Origin of the sequence: Nitratireductor thuwali (assembly GCF_036621415.1) — a bacterium.
GTDB lineage: Bacteria > Pseudomonadota > Alphaproteobacteria > Rhizobiales > Rhizobiaceae > Chelativorans > Chelativorans thuwali.
Map to the genome: position 1 here is coordinate 882,090 of NZ_CP030941.1, position 21,655 is coordinate 903,744.

Consider the following 21,655-nt stretch of genomic DNA (forward strand, 5'->3'; position numbering starts at 1 on the left):
TCCCGTCACCATCACTGCCTGACGTAGTTCGCCGCGTCGTGCTTCTTCATCACGTCGTCGAACCGGCGCGCGAAAGCATCGTCGGCCAGCTTCTTGCGGCGCTGGATGTCGGCGGTCGTCACCATGTTCTTCTCGTGCAGTTCCAGAAGATCGCCGATATGGCGCTGGGCCGCCGCGCCGATGCCGGCCATCGTTTCCTCGGCGGTGTTGTCGACCTGACTGCCCAGCGTGTTGATGCGGTGGGCGACGTCCTGCTGGGCCGCCGTCTTCAGCGAATCCTCCAGCGCCTTGTAGAGCACGATGCGCTGCTCGGTATCGATGGTCAGCTTGTTGATGAGGGTCGATTGCGCGGCGATCTGATTGTTGAGCGAATCCACGAAGGTCTGGAACATCGAGGTGTAGCGCTCCAGCGTCTGGCTCTCGGCCAGAAGCTCCTGCTCCTTCGCCTGCGCTTCATTGTATTCGGTGGCCAGTCTGGAGCGTTCGCCTTCGAGCTGGGTACGGTCCTTTTGGCTGGTCGAGGCTGAAATCCTGTTCTCGATGTCGAGAAGCATGGGGTTGAGCTCCTCGATGCGCTTTTGCGTCGCCTCAAGCCTGTCCATGGCCGTCTTGCGCCGCTCGATCACCTTGGCAAGGCTCGCCTCGGATGTGGCATAGCGGCTTTCCAGTACCTGCTTCTGCTCCTTGAGGATGCCGGTGATCGTGTCGGACTTCGCCAGCAGCTCCTGCAGATTGCCTGCCAGCGACATGTTGCGCACGCGCTCGGTGCGCATGCGCTGCTTGCGCTGCCTGGAAAAGATGCCGATGAAGTTTTCCCAGCCCGAATAGCTCTTCATGCTCTCGAACTCGGCGCCGAAGACGTTGGTGGCGTCCTCGAGGCCGATGATGAGGTCGGCGATATTGGCCTCCATCACCTTCTGCTGCTTGAGCACGTCCTGGATGCGGGCATTCTCGATGTCGAAGTCGGCCTGGCCGACGGTCTGGTCGCTCTGCGCCAGCTTTTCCAGCACCGTCGTCGACTGCTCCATCCGGGAGCGCATTTCCTTGACGACCGATTCCGTCTTCGCGATCTCGGCGTCGAAATTCTGCAGCGTGGCCATGCGGTTCTCCTGGAGGGGCGGCAAGTTCGGCGAATATAGGTTGGAGCCGTGACGAATGGAAGTTGCAGCACGCCTCCCCGGCATTACCCGGCCGGCCTTGCAAAACCGATCATGTCCTCCGGCCGCCAGCGGCCCATCTCTTCCTCCCAGTGCCGGCGGCAGAGCGAGACATAGACGTCCTTGCCGATGGCCACCTGCGCGCCCTGCCTGGCGACCTTGCCGTCCGGCCCGAGGCGGACTACCATGGTGGCCTTGCGCCCGCAGCGGCAGATGGTGCGCACCTCCCGCAGCTCGTCGGCAATGGCCAGAAGCGCCTGGGAGCCGGGGAACAGCTTGCCCTGGAAATCCGTCCGCAGGCCATAGCACATGACCGGAATGCCCAGGCGGTCCGCCACCCTTGCAAGCTGCCAGACCTGCTCTTCCTCGAGAAATTGGGCTTCGTCCACAAAGACGCAATGGGTGGCGGTGTGGGCGTGATGGTCGGCGATCCGGGCGTAAAGGTCGTCGCCGGCGGCGAACATCTCCGCGCCCGCTTCCAGGCCGATGCGCGAGGAGATGTAGCCCTCGCCGTCCTTGCGGTAGTGCCCGGCCACGAACAGCATCGTGTTCATACCGCGCTCGCGGTAATTGTACGAGGCCTGCAAAAGCAGCGTCGACTTGCCGGCATTCATCGTTGCGTAGTGGAAGTAAAGCTTTGCCATGGTTCGCTCGCCCGCAAGGTTCGGATGCTGATAGCAACCGGCCGTACATTCTGGAAGCGCCCGCCCCGGCCATCCACGGGATTGAAGCCCATTCCTTTGCGCTTGCGGAAAGAAGAAAATGATGCTTGCCTTTTATTCAATGACTTATGCGTCTAAAAGCCCATTTCCAACGATAGACGCAACCAGGGGAGAACCAGAATGACAAGCACCCGTGTTTTTGCAATCGCACTTGGCGCGGCGGTGAGCCTCGGCGCCGGCGCAGCCTTCGCGGCCGAGCCGGAAGCCTGCAAATCAGTCACCTTCTCCGATGTCGGCTGGACCGACATCACAGCCACCACGGCAACCGCCTCCGTCGTGCTGGAAGGGCTGGGATACGAGCCCGAAACACAGGTGCTCTCGGTGCCGGTGACTTATGCATCGCTGAAGAACGAGGATGTCGACGTCTTCCTCGGCAACTGGATGCCGACCATGGAGGCCGACATCGCGCCCTATCGCGAAGAGGGCTCGGTGGACACGCTCGTCACCAACCTAGAAGGCGCGAAATATACGCTGGCCGTGCCGCAATACACCTATGATGCGGGCCTCAAAAGCTTCCAGGACATCGCCAAGTTCAAGGACGAGCTGGACGCCAAGATCTACGGCATCGAGCCCGGCAATGACGGCAACCGCTTGATCATCGACATGATCGAGAGCAGCAAGTTCGGCCTTGAGGGGTTTGAGGTGGTGGAAAGCTCCGAAGCCGGCATGCTTTCGCAGGTCCGCCGCGCCGTGCAGAAGAAGGAGCATATCGTCTTCCTCGGCTGGGAACCCCATCCCATGAACGCCAATATCGACATGGCCTATCTTGAAGGTGGCGACGATGTGTTCGGCCCCAACTACGGCGGCGCCACCGTGCATACCAATGTCCGCGCCGGCCTTGCGGACGAATGTCCCAATCTCGGCAAGCTGCTTTCCAACATGGTCTTCTCGCTCGAGATGGAGAACGAGATCATGGGCGCGATCCTCGACGATGGAAAAGCACCGGAAGAAGCCGCCACCGCCTGGCTGAAGGAAAATCCGGAAGTGCTGGGGCCATGGCTCGACGGCGTGACCACCTTTGGCGGAGAGCCCGGCGAAGCCGCCGTCAAGGAGCATCTGGGACTGTAACAGACTACCCGCCGCTGTCTCCAGCCACCTTCCCGGCTCATGAGGCGGGAAGGCGGACAGGAGACGGCGGCACTAAACATCCACCCTTTAAAGGCAGACAGCACAGGGAACCGCCACGCCCATGGACCCGCTATCGGAATGGATCGCCGCCTGGAAAATCCCCATCGGCCGATGGGGGCGCGAGTTCTTCGACTTCCTGACGACCAATTTCGCCTGGATCTTCGATGGCATCGCCGACGGGCTGGCGTCCGTTCTGGACGGAATGGTGGACCTGCTGCTGTGGATGCCGGCCAGCATCGTGGTGCTGCTGGTGGCCGCGGTCGCCTACGTGTTGCAGCGCTCGTGGAAGCTCTCCATCGGCGTCGCGATCGGCTTGGCCTTCATCATCAATCAGGGCCTTTGGGAGGAAACGGTCGAGACGCTGGTGCTGGTGGTCGCGGCGGCGACCGTCTCCATGGCGATCGGCGTTCCCGTGGGCATATGGGCGGCGCATAACGACCGCGTCTACCAGTTCCTGCGCCCGGTTCTGGACCTCATGCAGACCCTTCCCACATTCGTCTATCTGATTCCCGTGCTTATCCTTTTCGGCCTCGGCGCCGCGCCCGGCGTCATCGTCACGGTGATCTTCGCCTCGCCTGCTCCCATACGGCTGACCTATCTGGGCATCACCTCGGTTCCCAAGCCGATGATCGAGGCGGGACAGGCCTTCGGCGCCACCAGGCGCCAGCTCCTGTGGAAGGTGGAACTGCCGGCCGCCCTGCCCTCGATCATGGCCGGGCTCACCCAGTGCATCATGCTGTCCCTGTCGATGGTGGTGATCGCCGCGCTGATCGGCGCCGACGGCCTCGGCAAGCCGGTGGTGCGCGCGCTCAACTCGGTCAACATTCCGCTCGGCCTTGAGGCCGGACTTGCCATCGTGGTGCTTGCCATCATCCTCGACAGGATGGCGCGCATCGGGCGGGAGCAGGACCGATGAGCTCTGCAATCGATTTCCGCGCGGTCGACATCATCTTCGGGACCGACAAGGAGCGCGCCGCTGCCCTGCCCCTGCTCGACGCCGGTCGGACCCGGGGCGAGATCCTGGAGCAGACGGGGGCGGTGCTCGGCTGCGCCGGCTGCGACCTGACGGTGGAACGGGGCGAGATCTCCGTGCTGATGGGCCTTTCGGGCTCCGGTAAATCGACGCTCCTGCGCGCCGTCAACCGGCTGAACAAGGTCGCGCGCGGCGACGTGCTCGTCCACGACGGCGACTGGCAGGCCAATGTCGTGACCTGCTCGGAAGGAGAGCTGCGCAAGATTCGCCGCGAATGCGTCGCCATGGTCTTCCAGCAATTCGCGCTGCTGCCATGGCGCACGGTGGCCGAGAATGTCGGCTTCGGGCTGGAGCTTTCCGGCTTCCCGGCGAAACAGCGCGCCGAGCGCGTGATGGCCCAGCTCGAACTGGTGCATCTGGAGGATTGGGCCGGCAAATATGCCCATGAGCTTTCCGGCGGCATGCAGCAGCGCGTGGGCCTGGCCCGCGCCTTCGCGACCGAAGCGCCCATTCTCCTGATGGACGAGCCCTTTTCCGCGCTCGACCCGCTGATCCGCACGAAGCTACAGGACGAGCTTCTCGAACTCCAGGAGCGCTTGAAAAAGACGATCCTGTTCGTCAGCCACGATCTGGAGGAGGCGCTGAAGATCGGCAACCGCATCTCGATCATGGACGGCGGCCGCATCGTGCAGACCGGCGCGCCCGAGGACATCGTGCTGAAGCCTGGAACCGACTATGTGCGCGAGTTCATCTCCAACGTGAACCCGCTCTCGGTCCTGACCGCCTGGAACGTGATGCGCGACGCCCGCGACCTGGAGGCTGCCGGCGAAGGCTGGCTGTGGCTCGACCGGCGCAGGACGACGCGCTTCAAGCTCGACGACAAGATGCTGGTGGTCGCTGCGGAGCGCGACGAGAAGCCGGCGATCTGGGTTTCCTGCGACAAGATCGAGACGCTGCCGGAGGACCGCCCCAAGGTCTATTGGGCGCATGCAGGAACGCCGCTCAAGACGGTCATGCACGCCATGCACCAGTCGCATACGGCCCCGGTCGCCGTTTTCGACGACGCCTCGCGCTTTCTGGGCGCGATCGGCATCAGGGATGTTTTGAAGTCGGTGTTGAGAAGGTAGGCGCACTCAGCGTGCCGCCCTTCCCCCGATGCCGTTCCGCCGTTACTGTGCGCCTTCCATTTCACCAGAGGAGGCGCATTTCATGAATCCATCCGGCATTGTTGCGATCGTCACGGGCGGCGGCTCGGGCCTTGGCGAAGCCACGGCGCGCGCCCTTGCCGCCAAAGGCGCAAAGGTGGCGATTGCTGATGTAGGCATGGACCGGGCGGAAAAAGTGGCCGGCGAGATCGGCGGCATCGCCGTCAAATGCGACGTGACGAGCGCCGAGGACGGCGAGGCGGCCGTCGCCGCCGTCAGCGGGAAGCTGGGCGGACCCCGCATTCTCGTCAATTGCGCGGGCATCGCCGTCGCCATGAAGACGGTCGGCAAGGATGGTCCCCATCCGCTCGATCTTTACCGCAAGGTCATCGAGATCAACCTGATCGGCTCGTTCAACATGATCCGCCTCTTCGCCGCGCAGGCCCAGGAACTGGAACCGCTGGAGGGCGGTGAGCGCGGCGTGATCGTGAACACGGCTTCCGTGGCGGCCTTTGACGGGCAGATCGGCCAGGCGGCCTATTCCTCGTCCAAGGGCGGCATCGTCGGCATGACCCTGCCCGTCGCGCGCGACCTTTCGCGCGCCGGCATAAGGGTGTGCACGATCGCGCCCGGCATCTTCAAGACGCCGATGATGGCCGGGCTGCCCGAAGACGCCCAGGCTTCGCTCGGCCAGCAGGTTCCCTTCCCGCCCCGCCTGGGCGATCCGTCGGAATATGCGAGCCTGGCCTGCCACATCGTCGAGAACCAGATGCTCAACGGCGAGACCATCCGCCTCGACGGCGCCATACGCATGGCGCCGCGCTGAAGACATGCCAGCCGAGCGCCATGGTCCGCTTTCCGGCCTCCTCGTCATCGAGATGGCGGGGCTGGGGCCAGTGCCGCTGGCCGGGCTGATGCTGGCGGAGATGGGAGCGTCGGTGCTGCGCATCGAGCGCAAGGACGCCGCCCGCCCCTTCCTGAACCTGCCTCCGGAAATGGATCTTGAAAGGCACGGCCGCCGGATATTGAAGCTCGACCTGAAGCAGGAAGCCGGGCGCACGCTCCTCCTGCGCCTGGTCGGCCGGGCCGACCTATTGATGGAAGGATTCCGGCCGGGCGTGATGGAGCGTCTCGGCGTCGGGCCGGACGAGGCCCGCGCCCGCAACCCGAAGCTCATTTACGCGCGGATGACCGGCTATGGCCAGGAAGGGCCGCTGGCCCGGCAGGCCGGCCACGACCTCACCTATCTTGCCTATTCGGGCGTATTGTCGATGATGGGGCCGGCCGAGGGCAAGCCCGTGCCGCCGCTCAATCTCGTCGGCGACTATGGCGGCGGCACCATGTTTCTCCTGACGGGCATACTGGCAGCACTCGTGGAACGCGGGCGCTCCGGGCTTGGCCAAGTGGTGGACGCGGCAATGACCGACGGGGCCTCGATGCTGGCGGCGCCCTTCTTCAGCTTCGTGGCGGCCGGCATCTGGAGCGCCGCGCGCGGCCGCAACCTTCTGGACGGCGGCGCGCCCTTTTACGATACCTACGAGACCGCGGATGCCCGTTTCATGGCGGTCGCCTGCCTGGAGCCGCAGTTCTTCGCCGAGTTCGCGCGGCTGCTGCCCCTCGGCGAGGCGCTTGCCGGCAACCAGTACGACCGCGCCGTCTGGCCGCAGATGCGCGACGCCATCGCACGGCGCATCGCCGAGCGCACGCAGGCGGAGTGGACCGTTCTTTTCGAAGGAACCGACGCCTGCGTTGCGCCCGTCCTGACGCTTGAGGAGGCCGCCGCCCATCCGCACAACCGCGCCCGCGCCGTGCATGCCACCAAGGCCGGCTTCACCCGCCCCGCCCCCGCGCCGCGGCTCGACCGAACGCCCCTTCGCCTTGCCGGCGAGGCAGGTGCCGCAGGCTCGCTGAAGGAGTTCGGAGTTGGGCCTGAAGAGTTCGACAGCCTTGCCGCCGCCGGCATTATCGGCCAGAGCGAACCGGAATAGCCAGCGGAGCCCGATATGCCGGACGAGAAGAAGGACGTGATACTGGAGACGGACGCCGACGCAATCCGTCTTGCCAAAACGCTGATGCGGCAGGCGCGTTTCGCCGCCCTCGCCACGCTCGACCCCGAGGACGGGGGGCCGCTGGCCACCCGCGTGGCGGTGGCGACCGACATGGACGGCGCGCCGCTGATCCTCGTCTCGGCGCTTTCCGCCCACACCAGGGCGATTGAAGCGGATGCGCGCTGCTCGCTCCTTCTCGGGGAGCCCGGCAAGGGCGACCCGCTCGCCCATCCCCGCCTGACGCTCAAGGCGCAGGCGGTGCAGCTTTCCGCGGGCACGCCAGCGCAGGAACAGGCTAGGCGGCGCTACCTCAACCGCCACCCCAAGGCCGGCCTTTATGCCGGATTTGCCGACTTCGCCTTCTACCGGCTGGAGCCGGGCGCCGGGCTTCTCAACGGGGGTTTCGCCCGGGCCTACAAGCTTATGCCGGACGAGTTGCTGACGGCGGGCCCGGCACTCGATGCGCTTGCCCGCGCCGAGCAGGCGGCGATCGATCACATGAACGAGGACCATGCCGACGCCGTGGCCAACTACGCCCGCCACTTCTGCAAGGCGAAACCGGGAAAGTGGCGGCTGACGGGCATCGATCCGGAAGGCATCGATCTGTCGCTTGGCGACGCGCAGCAACGCATCTTCTTCGACACGGCGCTGAACGATGCAGGCGAGATGAGGCCTGTCCTCGTCGCCATGGCCAAGGCGGCGCGCGGGACGTGAGCAAGGCCAACATCATCCGCATCGACAGCGTCGACGACGAGCGCATCGCCGCCTACCGCGATGTGCGCGAACGCGATCTCGTGGGCCGGCAGGGCCGGTTCATCGCTGAGGGCCGCGTCGTCCTCAACGTGCTCTTCGCCAGCAGCCGCTTTGCCGCCGAATCCGTATTCCTGCGCGAGAACCGGCTCGCCGGGCTGGAGGACCTTCTGGAGCGGATAGACGACGACATTCCGGTCTATGTGGCGTCAGGCGACGTCATGGACGGCATCGCCGGCTTTCACATGCATCGCGGCATATTGGCGATCGGCAGGCGCACGCAAGAGGAAGATGCCGCCGCGCTCCTGGCGAAAATGCCGCCGGCGGCGCTCGTCGTGGCTCTTTGCGGCATAGCGAATCACGACAATATGGGCGCGATCTTCCGCAACGCGGCCGCTTTCGGGGCCGATGCGGTGCTCTTCGACCAGACCTGCTGCGATCCGCTCTACCGCAAGGCCATTCGGGTTTCGGTGGGCGCCGCGCTGAAAGTGCCGTTCGCGAAGATCGAAAACGGGACGGCGATGGTCGAGGCGCTGGAAAGCGAGGGCTTCGACATCGTCGCCCTCAGCCCGGCCGGCCGCATCGACATATGCGCCGTGAAAAGAGGCAGGCGCTGCGCGCTCCTTCTGGGGGCGGAAGGTCCGGGATTGCCCGGAGACCTGCTGGAAAGGCTGCCATCCGTACGGATTTCCATGCGCGAGGATTTCGACAGCCTCAACGTGGCGGCCGCCTCCGCGATTGCCCTGCATCGGCTGTGGCAGGCGCCGGAGTGATTGCCTACTGCGCCGGCGCGCCCTCGCGCAGGGCGCGCACGCGCTCGGCAAGGCTGGGCGGATGCTGTCCGGCGGCACCGGCCGGATGGTCTTCCGCCGAACCGAGCACCTTTTCGATGGGCGAGCCAGGACCTTCGAGCTGGGCGGCCATGTTGACGACTTCCGCCGCCAGACTGGCGATCTGCTCGCGCAGGGCCGCGTCTCCCGGAGCCGGCCCCTCGCCCGCATCGGCGCTGGCCGATAGCCTTTCGCGAAGCTTCCTGTTCTCGCGCATCAATGTCGCCAGGCGCGACTGCATGCGCTGCCTTACGGCGTCGCCCTCGCCCTCGCCGCCCGAAGCAAGCAGCGACGAGAGCTGCAGGGAAAGGTCGGCGACCTGCGTCTCCAACCGCTCCCTCTGCCGTTCCGCGTCCTCGAGCCTGCTCGACGCACCGGCGTCGGCCTGGGCGGTTTCGCGAATCTTCGTCTTCAAGCGCTCTATCTCCCTCTCGCGCCGCTCCAGCGCCTCGTCGCGCGTGGAAAGCGTCGTGATCATGCGCTCGAGCTTCCGGTCGAGAACCGCCGCGCGCTGCTGCGCGACCTTGAGCGCCTCCTCGACCTCCTTGCGCTCGGCCACCGCCTGGCGCGTTTCGTCGATGGCCTCGCGGCGCTGGTTTCGCAACTGGCCGATCGTGTCCTTGAGTTGCTCTATATCGGATTCGCGGGAGACGATTTCGATCTGGCGGCTGCTGGCCGTCAGGCTGGCTTCCTCGTAGAGCCTGGACAGTTCTTCCACTTGCGAAAGCTGCTCCTTGAGCTGCGCCTCGGCTTTTTCCAGACGGGCGGTCAGCGACTTGACGTCGCTTTCCCGCATGGAAAGCCTGGTCGTGAGTTCCTTGTGCTCACTTTCCATTTCCTCGATGCGCGCCCGGTGGACGTCAAGTTCTCCGGTGAGCGCCGCGATGTGCTCGCGCTGCGTGTTCAGCACCACGAGATCCTCGACCGTGCGCTTGTGCAGAGCCTCCGCCTTCATCTCCAGCTTGCGCACGGTCATGGCGTTCTCCGCCCGCAAAACGTCGAACTCGGCCTCCAGCTCCGCTCTGGAAAGCGGCATGGTTGCTTCCATGCGCTTGCGGGCGAGCTGCCCTGCCCGCCGCCACAGCACGGGCGCCGCCAGGAGCGCGAGGAGGCCGGCGACGAGGAAGCCGAGTATGAAGGAAAGCAGGGTCTGAATCACAAGGTCAGGTCCATGGGCGTGCACATGCGGCCGAAGCGCCATGCACCCGAAACTGCACGGCAAGGCACTCTGCCATGGCTGCTCGCCATAAATCTAGACTCGCTTACCGTTTAATAGCCGCCGAGCGACATGGCCCCCGCCGCCGATCAGAAGGGATTCCAGGTGGGCCTGGGCGTCATTTTCAAATAGCCGAGATTGACGCCGAGCCGCGCCCCCACGCCGGTACGGATGGGCACGATGAGCACCTGGCCGTTTTTCAGCACGTTGAAGCCCAGCCCCGCCACGAAATAGGCCGACCCGGCGACGCCGCCGTAGCGCCGGTAGAGGCTTGCGACCTGATCGAGATTGTAGACGAGCACCATGACGCGCGAGCCCTGCGCGCCGAAGTCCCAGCCGACGGAAGGTCCCTGCCAGAAGACGGAATGATCTCCCGCATTCTTGGTATAGAGAGTGCCCTCGCCATAGGTCAGGCCGCCGACAATGGCGCCGGAACCTTCCTGGCCCAGCACGTAGCCATTGGGCAGGCCATAGGTGGAGAAAACCTTCTCGACGAGGGTTGCAAGACCTCCGGTGGTGGCGCCGAAGAACTGTTCGCCGGCCGTCACGATCTCGTCCACCGTGTAGCCGTTGTCTTGCGCCGAAGCACGCGCCGGCGCCAGGGCGGCAAGCACGGCCATGGCAAGAACGACTGCAAACTTTCGCGCGCCGATGCGCTCGAAGAGACCTTGAACCATTACATTCTTCTCCGTTGTAAAGCGTCGAAACGCCTTTGCTCCTGCGGCTCCGCTACCCCTCACCCCGCCAACGGGCTTATCTAAGATTCGATTCTATGCCGTAATCCTTTTTCAACCATTAAGCCCCCACTTCTTCCATCAGGGCCTGCATGCGGTCCAGGCGTTGGGGACCAGTCGGACGCCGGTGCGCGTGCGCCCGTTATGCACGTTCGGGTTGAGGGGCCATTTATTGCCGGTCGGCCCGGTGGTGTGTACGAAGAAACCGGCTATAGCTATAGCGATTCGCCGGCATGGCTCGCGCCATGCCAGTTCGGCTTGGAAAGCGATCCAGGGGACGGCTCGGATATGACCGACATTTTCTCGCTCAGCGCGACAGACCTCGCAGCCCTTTTGTGCAGCCGCGTCTGCCATGACATCATCTCTCCGGTGGGCGCGATCAACAACGGATTGGAACTGCTGGACGAGGGCGGCGCCGACGAGGACGCCATGCAGCTCATCCGTGCCAGCGCGGTCAACGCCTCGGCCCGTCTTCAGTTCGCGCGCCTTGCCTTCGGTGCAGCCGGCTCCGCGGGCATGCAGATCGACACGGGCGATGCCCAGAACGTCGCAACGGCCTTTATCCGCAACGAAAAGCCCGAACTGGAATGGATCGGCAACCGGGCCCTTCTGCCGAAGAACAAGGTCAAGCTGCTGCTCAACCTGATCCTGATCTCCAACACGGCGATACCGCGCGGCGGCAAGCTGACCGTGCGCCTGGACGATCTGGAAACGGCGCCTCGCTTCACCATCAACGCCAATGGACCGATGGTGCGCGTGCCGGCGAAATTCCTCGAGCTTCACGCCGGGCGCCAGCCCGAAGAAGCCATCGATGCCCACAGCGTCCAGTTCTATTACACGATGCTTCTGGCGCGGGAGACGGGAATGACCATCTCGATCCGGGCAGGTGCCGAGGAAATCATCCTGTCGGCCGCTTAGCTGAAAATTAACCATGCCTGTTTGCGACGGCTTTACCAACCCATGCGAGTATAATGGGACATGCGGGACCGCCCGCAAGGCAACAGGAAACGGAAACCATGAAACGCTGCCTGATCGTCGACGATTCGAGCGTCATTCGCAAAGTCGCGAAGCGGATCCTGGCCGGTCCTGATATGCTTGTGGCAGAGGCTGGCTCGGCCTATGAAGCCATCGAGATCTGCACCCATGAAATGCCGGAAGCCATCGTCGTGGACGCGACCCTGCCCGACATGGACGCGGCGGAACTGATCTCACGCCTGGTGGCGCTGGACCCGGACGCCAAGCCGCACATCCTGCTGTGCACCTACGCGATGGACATTGGGCCGATCATGCGGGCCAAGCGCGCCGGCGCCGCCGGCTATATGCTCAAGCCGTTCACCCGGGCACAGCTTCTGAACAATTTCCGCCAGCTCCAGGCGGCCGCCTAGAGCAAATCCAGGAAAAGTGGAAGCCGGCTTTCCGTCCGGAATTGCGTGAAATCAAACAGTTGGATCAGTTCGGCGCTTCTGTGAAACGGTGAACTGATCTGAAGCGTGATCCCCAACTCCGGACAACAGATTCTGGCAAAAGATCATGCCCCGGCAATCGGCCGGCAACGGCAGTTCACGCGAGCCATCACACAAACGAAAAACCCGGCGCTGGCCGGGTTCATCGAAGAGCAGTTTCGGCCGTCTCAGGCGCTTTCGCGGATTTCCTCGGGCTCGCGCAGCACATAGCCGCGGCCCCATACCGTCTCGATATAGTTCTGCCCGCCGGAAGCGGTATCGAGCTTCTTGCGCAGCTTGCAGATGAAGACGTCGATGATCTTCAGTTCCGGCTCGTCCATGCCGCCGTAAAGGTGGTTGAGGAACATTTCCTTGGTCAGCGTCGTGCCCTTGCGCAGCGAGAGCAGCTCCAGCATCTGGTATTCCTTGCCCGTCAGATGCACGCGCTGGCCGGCGACTTCCACCGTCTTGGCGTCGAGATTGACCACCAGGTCGCCGGTCGTGATGATCGACTGGGCGTGACCTTTCGAGCGGCGGACGATCGCGTGGATGCGGGCGACGAGCTCGTCCTTGTGGAACGGCTTGGTCATGTAGTCGTCGGCGCCGAAACCCAGCCCCCTGACCTTGTCCTCGATGCCGGCCATGCCCGAAAGGATCAGGATCGGCGTCTTGACCTTGGAAAGGCGAAGCGTCCGCAACACTTCGTAGCCCGACATGTCGGGCAGGTTCAGGTCCAGAAGGATTATGTCGTAGTCGTACAGTTTACCGAGATCGACACCTTCTTCGCCGAGATCCGTCGTATAGACGTTAAAGCTCTCCGACTTCAGCATCAGCTCGATGCTCTGTGCGGTTGCACTGTCGTCTTCAATCAGCAAAACGCGCATGTTATTCCCCTTTTCCGCCGCCGAACCGGGTTGAGCAGACATCCGGCACCGGAGCAGTGATCGCCTGAATCGGAGGCTGCCAGTTAATGGTTAACAAAATCTGATTCAGCATGGCAAGAGCTAACAGCGCTTTTTAGCTTTTTCAGACACGTTGTTGAATCCAAATACTGAATCACCCTCACCGAATTTTCCTTATCGCCGGCCAAAACGCCGTTCCATCCTGCCGTTCGGCAGGCGCGAGCGTCCCGATCGTAAATACCGCGGCCGTCCCTGACCTGTACCCGAAGGCATTCATCGTCCCCGGCCGAAGGCTGCGACCGCTCAAAACCCCCTGGGGATTTTTACCGGGCCTTAAGCCATGGCCCTTATGATTAACAATGCCCGTAAACGAATGGTTACCAGGCAGGCTGAATCTTAGGATTTTGTTTTCCAAGCCAGCTTCACCCATTCACTGCCGGCCCTGTAGCTATGTGTATTTACGCAGCGTTTTCTGGGAGTTCTGATGATGAAATCACGAGAGAATCTTGTTCGGCTAAAGCAGTTTCAGGTGAACGAGAAGCGCCGTCGGATAGACCAGCTCGACGCGATGATCGCCGAGTTCGAACGCATGGCTTCCGAGCTCGAGGCTCAGATCGTCAGCGAGGAGACGAAAGCCGGCATTACCGACCAGAACCATTTCGCCTACCCGACCTTTGCCAAGGCGGCGCGGCTGCGCCGGGACAATCTACGCACCTCCCAAGCCGAACTCCTGCAGCAGAAGGAACAGGCGCAGGACGATCTGTCGGAAGTGGAAGTGGAGTTGAGAAAGGCCGAAGCGCTGGAAATGCGGGACGGAAAGCGCGGCAGTGACGCCGAGGCGTCCCGCGCCATGACCGGCTGACGAAAGCTCGCCAGAAAACGCATGAAAGGCCCGGCGGGCACGTTCCGCCGGGCTTTTCCGTTTGCGGCTTCCGTCGCTTCGCCATTTCCCGGGAAAGGTGAAATCGTCCGGCTGCTCGAGTAGCGCAGCTCTGGACCTAGACCGGCATCCGCAGATGCAATCGCCGGCGCGGAATCATCCTTGCGCCGGCGGAAGATGCAATCGGTTGTCGGACGGTTTCTGTCAGTGGCGGTATTGCTGAATACGGGTCGTGCGCAATCCCTGCAGGCCATGGTCGTCGATCGACGCCTGCCACGACAGGAATTCCTCCACGGTCAGCCGATAGCGCTGACACGCTTCCTCAAGGCTCAGGAGCCCCCCGCGCACGGCGGCCACTACTTCCGCCTTGCGGCGAATAACCCACCTGCGCGTGTTGGTGGGCGGCAAATCGGCAATCGTCAGCGGACTGCCGTCAGGCCCGATAACATATTTCACGCGCGGTCGCACCAGATCGGTCATCGTACTCTCTACACTGAACCAAGACCCAATCATCGCGACGTTACCGCCGCAGCTTTAAGAATTGCCTAAACGCAGGGTAAGAGTAAGGTAAGACTTATGAATCCGGCGTTAGGGAATTGCCTCGCCTTTGATTAAAATGCGCGCGCAGGCGCGCCGATTGGAAGGGGTGCATCGGCGCGCGCGGCCTCCTTGTCCCGCGCGCCCTTGCAGCAATGCGCCAAGATCGCCACCTTGACCTCGGCCCATACGGTTGGCATGTAGCGGCGGACGAACGGAAGAACAAAGATGAACAGCCTCGATCTGCCAGGCCGCCCGCAGGACACACGCGTCGTCGTCGCCATGTCGGGCGGCGTCGACTCGTCGGTCGTTGCCGGCATTCTCGCCCGCGAAGGCTACGAGGTCGTGGGCGTTACGCTACAGCTTTACGACCATGGTGCCGCCGCCCATCGGCCGGGTTCCTGCTGCGCGGGCCAGGACATAGACGATGCCCGCCGCGTTGCCGAGACGCTGGGCATCGCCCACTATGTTCTCGACTACGAGGAGCGTTTCCGCAAGGCGGTGATCGACCCCTTCGCCGAAAGCTACGTCGCCGGCGAGACGCCGATCCCTTGCGTGTCGTGCAACCAGACGGTCAAGTTCTCCGACCTTCTACAGACCGCCCGCGACCTGGGCGCCGACGCGCTTGCCACCGGGCACTATATCCGCAGCAAGGCCAATGGGGCCCATCGGGCGCTGCACCGGCCGGTCGACGCGGACCGCGACCAGAGCTATTTCCTTTTCGCCACGACGCAGGAGCAGATCGATTACCTGCGCTTCCCCCTGGGCGGCATGCCGAAGCCCGAGGTGCGGGCGATCGCGCAGGAGATGGGTCTTTCGGTGGCCGGCAAGCAGGACAGCCAGGACATCTGCTTCGTGCCCAAAGGCAAATATTCCGACATCATCTCGAAGCTGAAGCCCGGCGCGGCCAATGGCGGCGACATCGTGCATATCGACGGCCGGGTGCTCGGCCGGCACGAAGGCATCATGCACTACACGATCGGCCAGCGTCGCGGCATCGGCGTGGCGGCCGGCGAGCCGCTTTACGTCGTCCATCTGGATGCGGAGGCAGCGCGCGTCGTCGTCGGCCCGCGCGAGGCGCTGGAGACGCGCCGCCTGTTCCTGCGGCAGGTGAACTGGCTGGGCGACGGCCCGCTGTCGGCCATCCCCGCCGAAGGCCTGGAGGTGCACGCCAAGGTGCGCTCGACCCGTCCTCCCGCGCCGGCCACGCTCTATCACCGGGCCGGAACGACCTTCGTCGACCTGCACGAAGGCGAGGCCGGCGTCGCGCCGGGCCAGGCCTGCGTTCTTTATTCCAGCGACGGTGACGACGCCCGCGTCTATGGCGGCGGCTTCATCGAGCGTTCCGAACGCAGCACTGCGGCCGAAGCGCAGCTTGCCAGGCTGGACGGATTGTCGGCCCTATAGAGCGCCGTGCCTCCATCCGGACGCTGCACAAGGATGCTCCAACACTTTGGAACCACGCATCCTGTGTTCCGAAAAATCGGTCCCGATTTTCAGGCCGATGCGTAGCGCTCCAAGGCTTTCGCCCGTCCCTCAACTCATCCTGTAGGCGTTAAGGCGGGTCATCTTTTTCTGCTTTCCGCGCGGCTGCGGCATTTCCGCCAGCGAGGCGAGATCGAGGAGGCGCTGCAGGTCGGCGGCGTGCCGGAAGCCGGGCTCGGTCGGGATATTGAGCCTCACCGCATTGACGAAACGCTCGTAATTGGTTGCCACCGGCGCCGCCGCCACATCGCGCCATGTCGCCGTCTCGGCATCGCCGTCGAGGCAGACCCTGAGATGCGAGGCCTGATGCCCGTGCTGGACCTCGATGCCGCCCTTGTCGCCATAGATGCGCAGGCGCAACTCGTTGAGATGGCCGGTGGCCCAGCGGGTGGCGTGGATCACGCCCAGCGCGCCGTTGTCGAAGCCGGCGGTCATGACGAAACTGTCGTTGGCGTCGAGCACATAGTCGCCGATCTGGTCGCCCTCGATCTTGTTGAAGGTCTTCAGGCGGCAGGAGACATCGCTGATCTGGCTGGCCGAGCCGAAGGCGACGAAATCCAGGATATGGATGCCGATGTCGCCCAGCGTGCCGTTCGACCCGTGCCCCTTCGACAGCCGCCACAGCCATTGCGGGCCGGTGCGCCAGTCGCCCCACGCGCTGGAGACGAGCCAGCTTTGCAGATAGGAGGCCTCCAGATGCTTGACCGTTCCGATGCGCCCGGCCAGCACCATCTCGCGCGCCGCATGCAACTCGGCCACGTCCCGGTAGCTGAGATTGACCATGGCGACCACGCCGGCCCGATCGGCCGCGTCGGCCATCTCGACGGCGTGCGCGTGGTTCGTGGCAAGCGGCTTTTCACACAGCACATGCTTGCCGGCGGCAATGCAGGCCATGGAAGTGGCATAATGCGCGGCATCCGGCGTCACATTGGCCACGGCATCGAACTCGCCCCACGCCAACGCGCTTTCGACGGTCGCAAAACGCCTTTCTATGCCGTGCTTGTCGCAGAAGCTCTGCAGCTTTTCGGCGTCCGTGTCGACGGCGCCGGCCAGGTGCACGCCTGGGATCGCCGCGAAGGAGGTGGCATGGCGGTTGGCCATCTTGCCGGTGCCCAGAATGAGTAGGCGCATGTGTATTCTTCCTATTTGTAGCCTTCTTCGCCGGGCTTGTGCAGCTTCGGGCCGCGCTCGACGATGGGTTCGGGGGCAGCGTCGGCCGGCACGTTCGGCGCCTTGTGGATGGCGGCAAGGGCCGGCCCTGGCGTATGGGCCCATCGCGCCGCATTGCGCAGCACCTGGCCGACGGTCGCATCGTGATAGGTGGGATAGGTCTCGTGGCCGGGCCTGAAATAGAAGATGTTTCCGGCTCCGCGCCTGTATGTCAGGCCGGAGCGGAACACTTCGCCGCCCTGGAACCAGGAGATGAACACGGTTTCCAAAGGCTCCGGGACAGAGAACGGCTCGCCATACATCTCCTCGTGCTCAAGCTCGAAATATGCGGGCAGGCCGCGGGCGATCGGATGGCGCGGATTGACCACCCACAGCCGCTCGCGCTCGCCCGCCTCACGCCAACTCAGCGCGCAGGGCGTTCCCATCAGCCGCTTGAATATTTTCGAGAAATGCGCCGAGTGCAGCAGGATCAGGCCCATCCCCTCCCACACGCGCCGCGCCACGCGCTCGACGATCTCGTCCTCGACCGCGTCATGGGCCTTGTGTCCCCACCAGACCAGCACGTCGGTCCGGGCCAGCACCTCTTCGGAAAGCCCGTGCTCGGGGTCCTGCAGGACCGCGGTTTCGGTCGCGATGTCGCCGTCGGCCGCGAGCGCACGGGCGATCGTCCCATGCATTCCATCGGGATAGATGGAGCGCACCACCTCGTTTTGGCGCTCATGCACATTTTCGCCCCACACCAGGACCTTGATGCTCATTGCCAGCTGCTCTTCCATATCCATTCTCGCAGAGTGACCCGCCACGATGCCCGTTCGCCGCAAACCAAAATGCGCGCCGCTTCCTACACGGCAGCCAAGCTGCAGCAGGACAGACGCACAACCGATGGGACTGAGCGGAAACCTGAACCGGATTCTCTACCGTTTGACACCCGTGCCCCTGACGCCGCGCACTCCGGCCAAGGGCTGCTGAAACCTTGAAGATGCGCGACGGGAAGTCAAGACGCTACTGCGCCCCGGATTCGCGTGGCGCGCGAGGAAGTTGTGGACATCGGCCGGCGGATGCGGCGCTCGGAAAGGGTCAGTCGTGCCATACGGTCCCGGCGGTGAGGATGCGCAGCACGTCGATGGCTTCCTCGCCCGAGGTTCTGGGCTGCCCGCGCGTGGCAATACAATCGATGAAATGCTCGAGTTCCCGGGTCAGCGGCATGCCCTCCTTGACGTCCACATAGGACGGCTCGTTGGTGGTGAAGGCCCACTGGCCGCTGTCCTGCCAAACGGCGTGGCGGTAGACGGCGAGCTTGCGCCCCCACGGCTCGACATCGTCGAACACGGCCATGGCCCTGGTGCCGACGACGGTCAGCCGGCGCTCGCGGTAAGGATTGAGCCGCGAGGTGAAAAGATGGCTGCGCAGACCGTTGGCAAAGCGCATGTGCAGATGCGCGAAATCGCTCAGATGGTCGAGCAGGGCCGCCCCTTCGCCGCGCACTTCCACCGGCGCCGAGCCTGTTATGGCCAGGATCATCGATAGATCGTGCGGCGCCAGATCCCAAAGGGCGTCGTTCTCGGTATGGAACTTGCCGAGGCCGAGCCGATGCGAGTGGATATAGCGGACCGTGCCGAGCTCGCCATCGTCGATCAGCGATTTCAGTTTCTCGAAGGCCGGATGGAAACGCAGCACATGCCCGACCATCAGGACGCGGCCCGTCTCATGGGCGGCGTCCACCGCCCGCTGCGCATCCGGCACGGTGAGCGCGATCGGCTTTTCGACGAGCACATCCTTGCCTGCCCGCACGATCTTGATCGCGTATTCGGCATGAAACTGCGGCGGCAGCGCCATGACCACGGCATCGATGCCATCGTCGCCGAAAAGATCTTCAGGCGCGATTGCGCGGCAGTCCTGCTCGCTGGCAAAGCCTTCCGCCCGCGCCGGGTTGGCGTCGGAAACGGCGGCGAGAACGCCAAGCGATTTCAAGGTACGGATGTGGTTCGACCCCCAATACCCACATCCCAGGACTGCAATTCGCGGCTTCATAAACTCTTCACATGCATTGGTGTTGGTGACACATATCGGCGCACGCGGCGCAACTCAAGCCCGCCGCGGCCCAATCACCAGAACGTCAACCCGGCGCCCTGAAAAATGTGCTGCTGCCGAAGATATTGGCCGCTTGACACCGGCAAGCTCCCAACCTTATATCCGCCCGACTTCAAAAAGCGCCAGGGACCATCCCGCCGGCCCCGCGCCACGCTTTTCGGGGCGGAGTAGCTCAGTCGGTTAGAGCAGAGGAATCATAATCCTTGTGTCGGGGGTTCGAGTCCCTCCTCCGCTACCATCAATACAGTCCTAGGCGCCTCACCCGATTTGCGATTTGGCAGGTTGATAAGCTCTGCGAGCGCGCCATGCACTCTTACCTCCACCTGTCCCCTGCCTTCCTTTGGCACGATCTCAATACGGGTGACCAGCGAGCGGATGATATTCGCCGCTTCACGGCGCTCGCTATCGTCGGAACGTAATGCATCCTGAAGCTCCGAAACCCTCCGTCGATAGGCTTCGACCGTGGCCGGGTGGAATTCCACGACGTTCTCTGCGGAGGCCATGGCCTTGAGCTCCTCAGCCAAGTTCTCCTTCTCACGCTCCAGTTCAAGCAACCTCGACTTCATGCCGGCCGTCGCAACGCCGTCGGCGATAGCATCAACAATATTGCGGATTTGCCTCCCTATATTGGCAATCCGCTTTTCACTGTGCCGACGGTGCTGCCGATGAATGGTGTTCAGGCGTTTCTGTTCAGCATGATATTCGGCAAGAAAACCGGCGATGGCATCGGGCGCCAGCAAGCATTTCTTGATGCCCTCAAGGACGCGTCGCGCAAGCTCGGCAACACGAATGGTTCTGCCGTTGTCGCAGGTTCCTTTTTCGCGATGGGCCGAACAAGTGAGCTGATCCTTGCTCTTCACCGTGTAGGACGCGCCGCAGCAGCCGCACCGGACAAGGCCTGAGAACAAGTGCTTCGGCCGTCGGCGATGATGGAGCCTTGCTCCACCGTAGAGCTTCTTGCGCGCGTGCACTGCATCCCACAGCTCATCATCGATGATGCGCAAATGCGATGCTTCTACGACCTGCCACTTCTCTGGCGGATTCGGCCGCGAGATGCGCCTGCCGGTCTCGGGATCCTTGACCATCTTGACGCGGTTGAAAACGAGCAAGCCGATATAGGCCTCGTTATAGAGAAAGCCGCTGCGCCGCTTGAGATTGCCATTGATGGTCGAAGCGTTCCATTCCCCGCCAAAGGGGGAAGGTATGCCGTCTCGATTCAGCCCTGCAGCAATCGCCCGCGCAGACTGCCCGGACGCAAACTCCCGGAAAATCCTCCGAACGATCTCGGCTTGGTCCTCATCGACTTCCCTAAGCCCACGGATCGGCTCACCACGCTCATCAAGCTTCTTGACCACGCGATAGCCATAGGACAGGCCGCCAGCGGAATAGCCATTCAGGACACGTCCGCTTTGACCACGCCTGATTTTGGCGGCCAAATCTCGCAGGAACAGCGCGTTCATGGTGCCTTTCAAGCCGACGTGGAGTTCATCCACCGTACCCTCGGACAAGGTCACGATCTTGACGCCGGCAAAGCGCAGCCGTTTGTAAAGTCCGGCAACGTCCTCTTGATCCCGCGACAGGCGGTCGAGCGCCTCCGCCAACACGATGTCGAACAGACCGCGCTGGGCATCGGTGAGCAATTGCTGGATGCCGGGACGCAGGATCATGCTGGAACCGGAGATCGCCGCATCCGAATGACGCTGGACGACTTTCCAGCCTTCGCGTGCCGCATGCTCCTCGCAAAGCCGGAACTGGTCCTCGATGGAGGCTTCCCGCTGGTTGTCGGACGAATAACGGGCGTAGAGCGCGGCGCGATGCATGGAGCTTTCTCCCTATCCTTCTTCCCTGCCCTTCGGACCGTGGCCCTCTGCCTCTTCTGCCGGGCGCCTATTGTCGTTGGCCGCCTGCAAGGCCTCGAAGTGCTCACGGGCGATCTGGCGGCCGATTAGTCGGGCAATGCTCAGAACCACCCGGTCCACCCGCTGCCAGGGTGCGATGTCGGTGTCCTCGACATTGGCATGTTCCGGCCCGCAATTGTCGTTGGTCGGCTGATCGTTGTTTTCCCGTTCGCGGTCTGATTCGTCTTCCATGCCGCTCTCCAACACGCTGTGCGTGGCAGGAAACACCGGCAATTGGCGGCTTCAAAGCAGAATCTTCATCATGTCGTTCTGGCGGGTACATAAAGGTGCGTAGGGCGTTGTATGTTCTGGGATGCTCTCATCGCCAATGCCGCCTCCCGTCGTCATCGCGGGCGAATCGGTTACCGCTGGCCGTCACGCTTGGAGCGCCAGCGCTCCCACCGATCCCTGGCTTCCCTGCGAAAGGCCGGACCGGAAAGCCGGTCGGTCAAGCCCCGAAGCCCGAAGGGGCGCGCGGTAAGCGCGCGGGCTTGAGCGAGCGGCGCGGTCCGGCAGCCTGCCCGGAAGCAGGCGAGGCTTCTTCCTA

The 21,655-nt window shown here is 63.5% G+C and carries 21 protein-coding genes and 1 tRNA gene; 12 read left to right on the forward strand and 10 right to left on the reverse strand.

What is annotated here, in order from left to right; genetic code table 11:
* Positions 1-11 precede the first annotated feature (11 nt).
* Both NTH_RS04260 and NTH_RS04265 read right to left on the reverse strand, forming a co-directional pair.
* Entirely contained in the window at positions 12-1,100 is a 1,089-nt protein-coding gene (locus NTH_RS04260; RefSeq protein ID WP_338528846.1) for a hypothetical protein, read from the reverse strand.
* 83 nt (positions 1,101-1,183) lie between these two features.
* The gene (locus NTH_RS04265) at positions 1,184-1,801 is read right to left on the reverse strand and encodes a thymidine kinase (protein ID WP_338528847.1); all 618 of its coding nucleotides are present in this window, start codon (positions 1,799-1,801) and stop codon (positions 1,184-1,186) included.
* Positions 1,802-1,999: 198 nt separating this feature from the next.
* Here NTH_RS04265 and NTH_RS04270 point away from each other — a divergent pair, with 198 nt between their 5' ends.
* From NTH_RS04270 to NTH_RS04300, 7 genes are all read left to right on the forward strand, one after another.
* Positions 2,000-2,947, forward strand: coding sequence for a choline ABC transporter substrate-binding protein (locus NTH_RS04270; protein WP_338528848.1), 948 nt, complete (start codon positions 2,000-2,002; stop codon positions 2,945-2,947).
* 121 nt (positions 2,948-3,068) lie between these two features.
* Positions 3,069-3,923, forward strand: coding sequence for a choline ABC transporter permease subunit (choW, locus tag NTH_RS04275; RefSeq protein WP_338528849.1), 855 nt, complete (start codon positions 3,069-3,071; stop codon positions 3,921-3,923).
* Positions 3,920-5,107 carry a choline ABC transporter ATP-binding protein gene (choV, locus tag NTH_RS04280; protein ID WP_338528850.1) on the forward strand — a complete coding sequence of 396 codons (1,188 nt, stop codon included), beginning with the start codon at positions 3,920-3,922 and terminating at the stop codon, positions 5,105-5,107. The genes choW and choV overlap by 4 nt, the downstream gene beginning before the upstream one ends.
* Before the next feature lie 82 nt (positions 5,108-5,189).
* The gene (locus NTH_RS04285) at positions 5,190-5,951 is read left to right on the forward strand and encodes a 3-hydroxyacyl-CoA dehydrogenase (protein ID WP_338528851.1); all 762 of its coding nucleotides are present in this window, start codon (positions 5,190-5,192) and stop codon (positions 5,949-5,951) included.
* A 4-nt stretch (positions 5,952-5,955) separates the two neighbouring features.
* On the forward strand, positions 5,956-7,113 hold the full coding sequence (locus NTH_RS04290) for a CaiB/BaiF CoA transferase family protein (protein WP_338528852.1): 1,158 nt from the start codon (positions 5,956-5,958) through the stop codon (positions 7,111-7,113).
* Between the two features lie 15 nt (positions 7,114-7,128).
* Positions 7,129-7,887, forward strand: a complete 759-nt coding sequence (locus NTH_RS04295; protein WP_338528853.1) for a HugZ family protein — start codon at positions 7,129-7,131, stop codon at positions 7,885-7,887.
* Positions 7,884-8,696 carry a TrmH family RNA methyltransferase gene (locus NTH_RS04300; protein WP_338528854.1) on the forward strand — a complete coding sequence of 271 codons (813 nt, stop codon included), beginning with the start codon at positions 7,884-7,886 and terminating at the stop codon, positions 8,694-8,696. Before NTH_RS04295 ends, NTH_RS04300 begins: the two co-directional genes overlap by 4 nt.
* A gap of 4 nt (positions 8,697-8,700) precedes the next feature.
* On the opposite strand, the gene NTH_RS04305 is transcribed toward NTH_RS04300, so the two are convergent.
* Entirely contained in the window at positions 8,701-9,912 is a 1,212-nt protein-coding gene (locus NTH_RS04305) for a hypothetical protein (protein WP_338528855.1), read from the reverse strand.
* 146 nt (positions 9,913-10,058) lie between these two features.
* On the reverse strand, positions 10,059-10,589 hold the full coding sequence (locus tag NTH_RS04310; protein WP_338531802.1) for a DUF1134 domain-containing protein: 531 nt from the start codon (positions 10,587-10,589) through the stop codon (positions 10,059-10,061).
* A 402-nt stretch (positions 10,590-10,991) separates the two neighbouring features.
* On the opposite strand from NTH_RS04310, the gene chpT reads away from it, so the two are divergent.
* Positions 10,992-11,621: a histidine phosphotransferase ChpT gene (chpT, locus tag NTH_RS04315; RefSeq protein WP_338528856.1), complete on the forward strand. Its 630-nt coding sequence runs from the start codon at positions 10,992-10,994 to the stop codon at positions 11,619-11,621.
* A 98-nt stretch (positions 11,622-11,719) separates the two neighbouring features.
* A complete protein-coding gene (locus tag NTH_RS04320) occupies positions 11,720-12,088 on the forward strand; it encodes a response regulator (protein WP_338528857.1) in 369 nt (122 codons plus the stop codon).
* A 245-nt stretch (positions 12,089-12,333) separates the two neighbouring features.
* On the opposite strand, the gene ctrA is transcribed toward NTH_RS04320, so the two are convergent.
* Positions 12,334-13,029: a response regulator transcription factor CtrA gene (gene ctrA / locus NTH_RS04325; protein ID WP_159587121.1), complete on the reverse strand. Its 696-nt coding sequence runs from the start codon at positions 13,027-13,029 to the stop codon at positions 12,334-12,336.
* A 505-nt stretch (positions 13,030-13,534) separates the two neighbouring features.
* Here ctrA and NTH_RS04330 point away from each other — a divergent pair.
* Positions 13,535-13,909: a flagellar export protein FliJ gene (locus tag NTH_RS04330; RefSeq protein WP_338531803.1), complete on the forward strand. Its 375-nt coding sequence runs from the start codon at positions 13,535-13,537 to the stop codon at positions 13,907-13,909.
* Positions 13,910-14,131: 222 nt separating this feature from the next.
* Here NTH_RS04330 and NTH_RS04335 read toward each other — a convergent pair whose 3' ends face one another.
* Positions 14,132-14,407, reverse strand: a complete 276-nt coding sequence (locus NTH_RS04335; protein WP_338528858.1) for a DUF1153 domain-containing protein — start codon at positions 14,405-14,407, stop codon at positions 14,132-14,134.
* 285 nt (positions 14,408-14,692) lie between these two features.
* Here NTH_RS04335 and mnmA point away from each other — a divergent pair, with 285 nt between their 5' ends.
* Positions 14,693-15,871 (forward strand): tRNA 2-thiouridine(34) synthase MnmA, encoded by a 1,179-nt coding sequence (mnmA, locus tag NTH_RS04340; protein WP_338528859.1) that lies wholly within the window; start codon positions 14,693-14,695, stop codon positions 15,869-15,871.
* A 129-nt stretch (positions 15,872-16,000) separates the two neighbouring features.
* Here the strand turns inward: mnmA and NTH_RS04345 are convergent, their stop codons facing one another.
* The 3 genes from NTH_RS04345 to NTH_RS04355 all read right to left on the reverse strand — a co-directional run bounded on the left by NTH_RS04345 (position 16,001) and on the right by NTH_RS04355 (position 19,150).
* Positions 16,001-17,080, reverse strand: coding sequence for a Gfo/Idh/MocA family protein (locus NTH_RS04345; protein ID WP_338528860.1), 1,080 nt, complete (start codon positions 17,078-17,080; stop codon positions 16,001-16,003).
* An 11-nt stretch (positions 17,081-17,091) separates the two neighbouring features.
* The gene (locus NTH_RS04350; RefSeq protein ID WP_338528861.1) at positions 17,092-17,877 is read right to left on the reverse strand and encodes a ThuA domain-containing protein; all 786 of its coding nucleotides are present in this window, start codon (positions 17,875-17,877) and stop codon (positions 17,092-17,094) included.
* Positions 17,878-18,196: 319 nt separating this feature from the next.
* Positions 18,197-19,150, reverse strand: a complete 954-nt coding sequence (locus NTH_RS04355) for a Gfo/Idh/MocA family protein (RefSeq protein ID WP_338528862.1) — start codon at positions 19,148-19,150, stop codon at positions 18,197-18,199.
* A gap of 221 nt (positions 19,151-19,371) precedes the next feature.
* On the opposite strand from NTH_RS04355, the gene NTH_RS04360 reads away from it, so the two are divergent.
* Positions 19,372-19,448: transfer RNA gene (locus NTH_RS04360), tRNA-Met, on the forward strand.
* Here the strand turns inward: NTH_RS04360 and NTH_RS04365 are convergent.
* Complete coding sequence (locus NTH_RS04365) at positions 19,405-21,030, reverse strand: recombinase family protein (protein WP_338531804.1); 1,626 nt, start codon at positions 21,028-21,030, stop codon at positions 19,405-19,407. The genes NTH_RS04360 and NTH_RS04365 overlap by 44 nt on opposite strands.
* Positions 21,031-21,655: the final 625 nt, after the last annotated feature.

Bases quoted from the DNA above. Each gene is read 5' to 3' on its own strand.
- NTH_RS04365 (WP_338531804.1), bottom strand. From the start codon at position 21,030: ATGCATCGCGCCGCGCTCTACGCCCGTTATTCGTCCGACAACCAGCGG.
- NTH_RS04345 (WP_338528860.1), bottom strand. From the start codon at position 17,080: ATGCGCCTACTCATTCTGGGCACCGGCAAGATGGCCAACCGCCATGCC.
- NTH_RS04350 (WP_338528861.1), bottom strand. From the start codon at position 17,877: ATGAGCATCAAGGTCCTGGTGTGGGGCGAAAATGTGCATGAGCGCCAA.
- NTH_RS04290 (WP_338528852.1), top strand. From the start codon at position 5,956: ATGCCAGCCGAGCGCCATGGTCCGCTTTCCGGCCTCCTCGTCATCGAG.
- mnmA (WP_338528859.1), top strand. From the start codon at position 14,693: ATGAACAGCCTCGATCTGCCAGGCCGCCCGCAGGACACACGCGTCGTC.
- NTH_RS04355 (WP_338528862.1), bottom strand. From the start codon at position 19,150: ATGAAGCCGCGAATTGCAGTCCTGGGATGTGGGTATTGGGGGTCGAAC.
- choV (WP_338528850.1), top strand. From the start codon at position 3,920: ATGAGCTCTGCAATCGATTTCCGCGCGGTCGACATCATCTTCGGGACC.
- NTH_RS04270 (WP_338528848.1), top strand. From the start codon at position 2,000: ATGACAAGCACCCGTGTTTTTGCAATCGCACTTGGCGCGGCGGTGAGC.
- NTH_RS04265 (WP_338528847.1), bottom strand. From the start codon at position 1,801: ATGGCAAAGCTTTACTTCCACTACGCAACGATGAATGCCGGCAAGTCG.
- NTH_RS04260 (WP_338528846.1), bottom strand. From the start codon at position 1,100: ATGGCCACGCTGCAGAATTTCGACGCCGAGATCGCGAAGACGGAATCG.
- NTH_RS04295 (WP_338528853.1), top strand. From the start codon at position 7,129: ATGCCGGACGAGAAGAAGGACGTGATACTGGAGACGGACGCCGACGCA.
- NTH_RS04330 (WP_338531803.1), top strand. From the start codon at position 13,535: ATGAAATCACGAGAGAATCTTGTTCGGCTAAAGCAGTTTCAGGTGAAC.
- choW (WP_338528849.1), top strand. From the start codon at position 3,069: ATGGACCCGCTATCGGAATGGATCGCCGCCTGGAAAATCCCCATCGGC.
- NTH_RS04310 (WP_338531802.1), bottom strand. From the start codon at position 10,589: ATGGCCGTGCTTGCCGCCCTGGCGCCGGCGCGTGCTTCGGCGCAAGAC.
- ctrA (WP_159587121.1), bottom strand. From the start codon at position 13,029: ATGCGCGTTTTGCTGATTGAAGACGACAGTGCAACCGCACAGAGCATC.
- NTH_RS04285 (WP_338528851.1), top strand. From the start codon at position 5,190: ATGAATCCATCCGGCATTGTTGCGATCGTCACGGGCGGCGGCTCGGGC.
- chpT (WP_338528856.1), top strand. From the start codon at position 10,992: ATGACCGACATTTTCTCGCTCAGCGCGACAGACCTCGCAGCCCTTTTG.
- NTH_RS04335 (WP_338528858.1), bottom strand. From the start codon at position 14,407: ATGACCGATCTGGTGCGACCGCGCGTGAAATATGTTATCGGGCCTGAC.
- NTH_RS04320 (WP_338528857.1), top strand. From the start codon at position 11,720: ATGAAACGCTGCCTGATCGTCGACGATTCGAGCGTCATTCGCAAAGTC.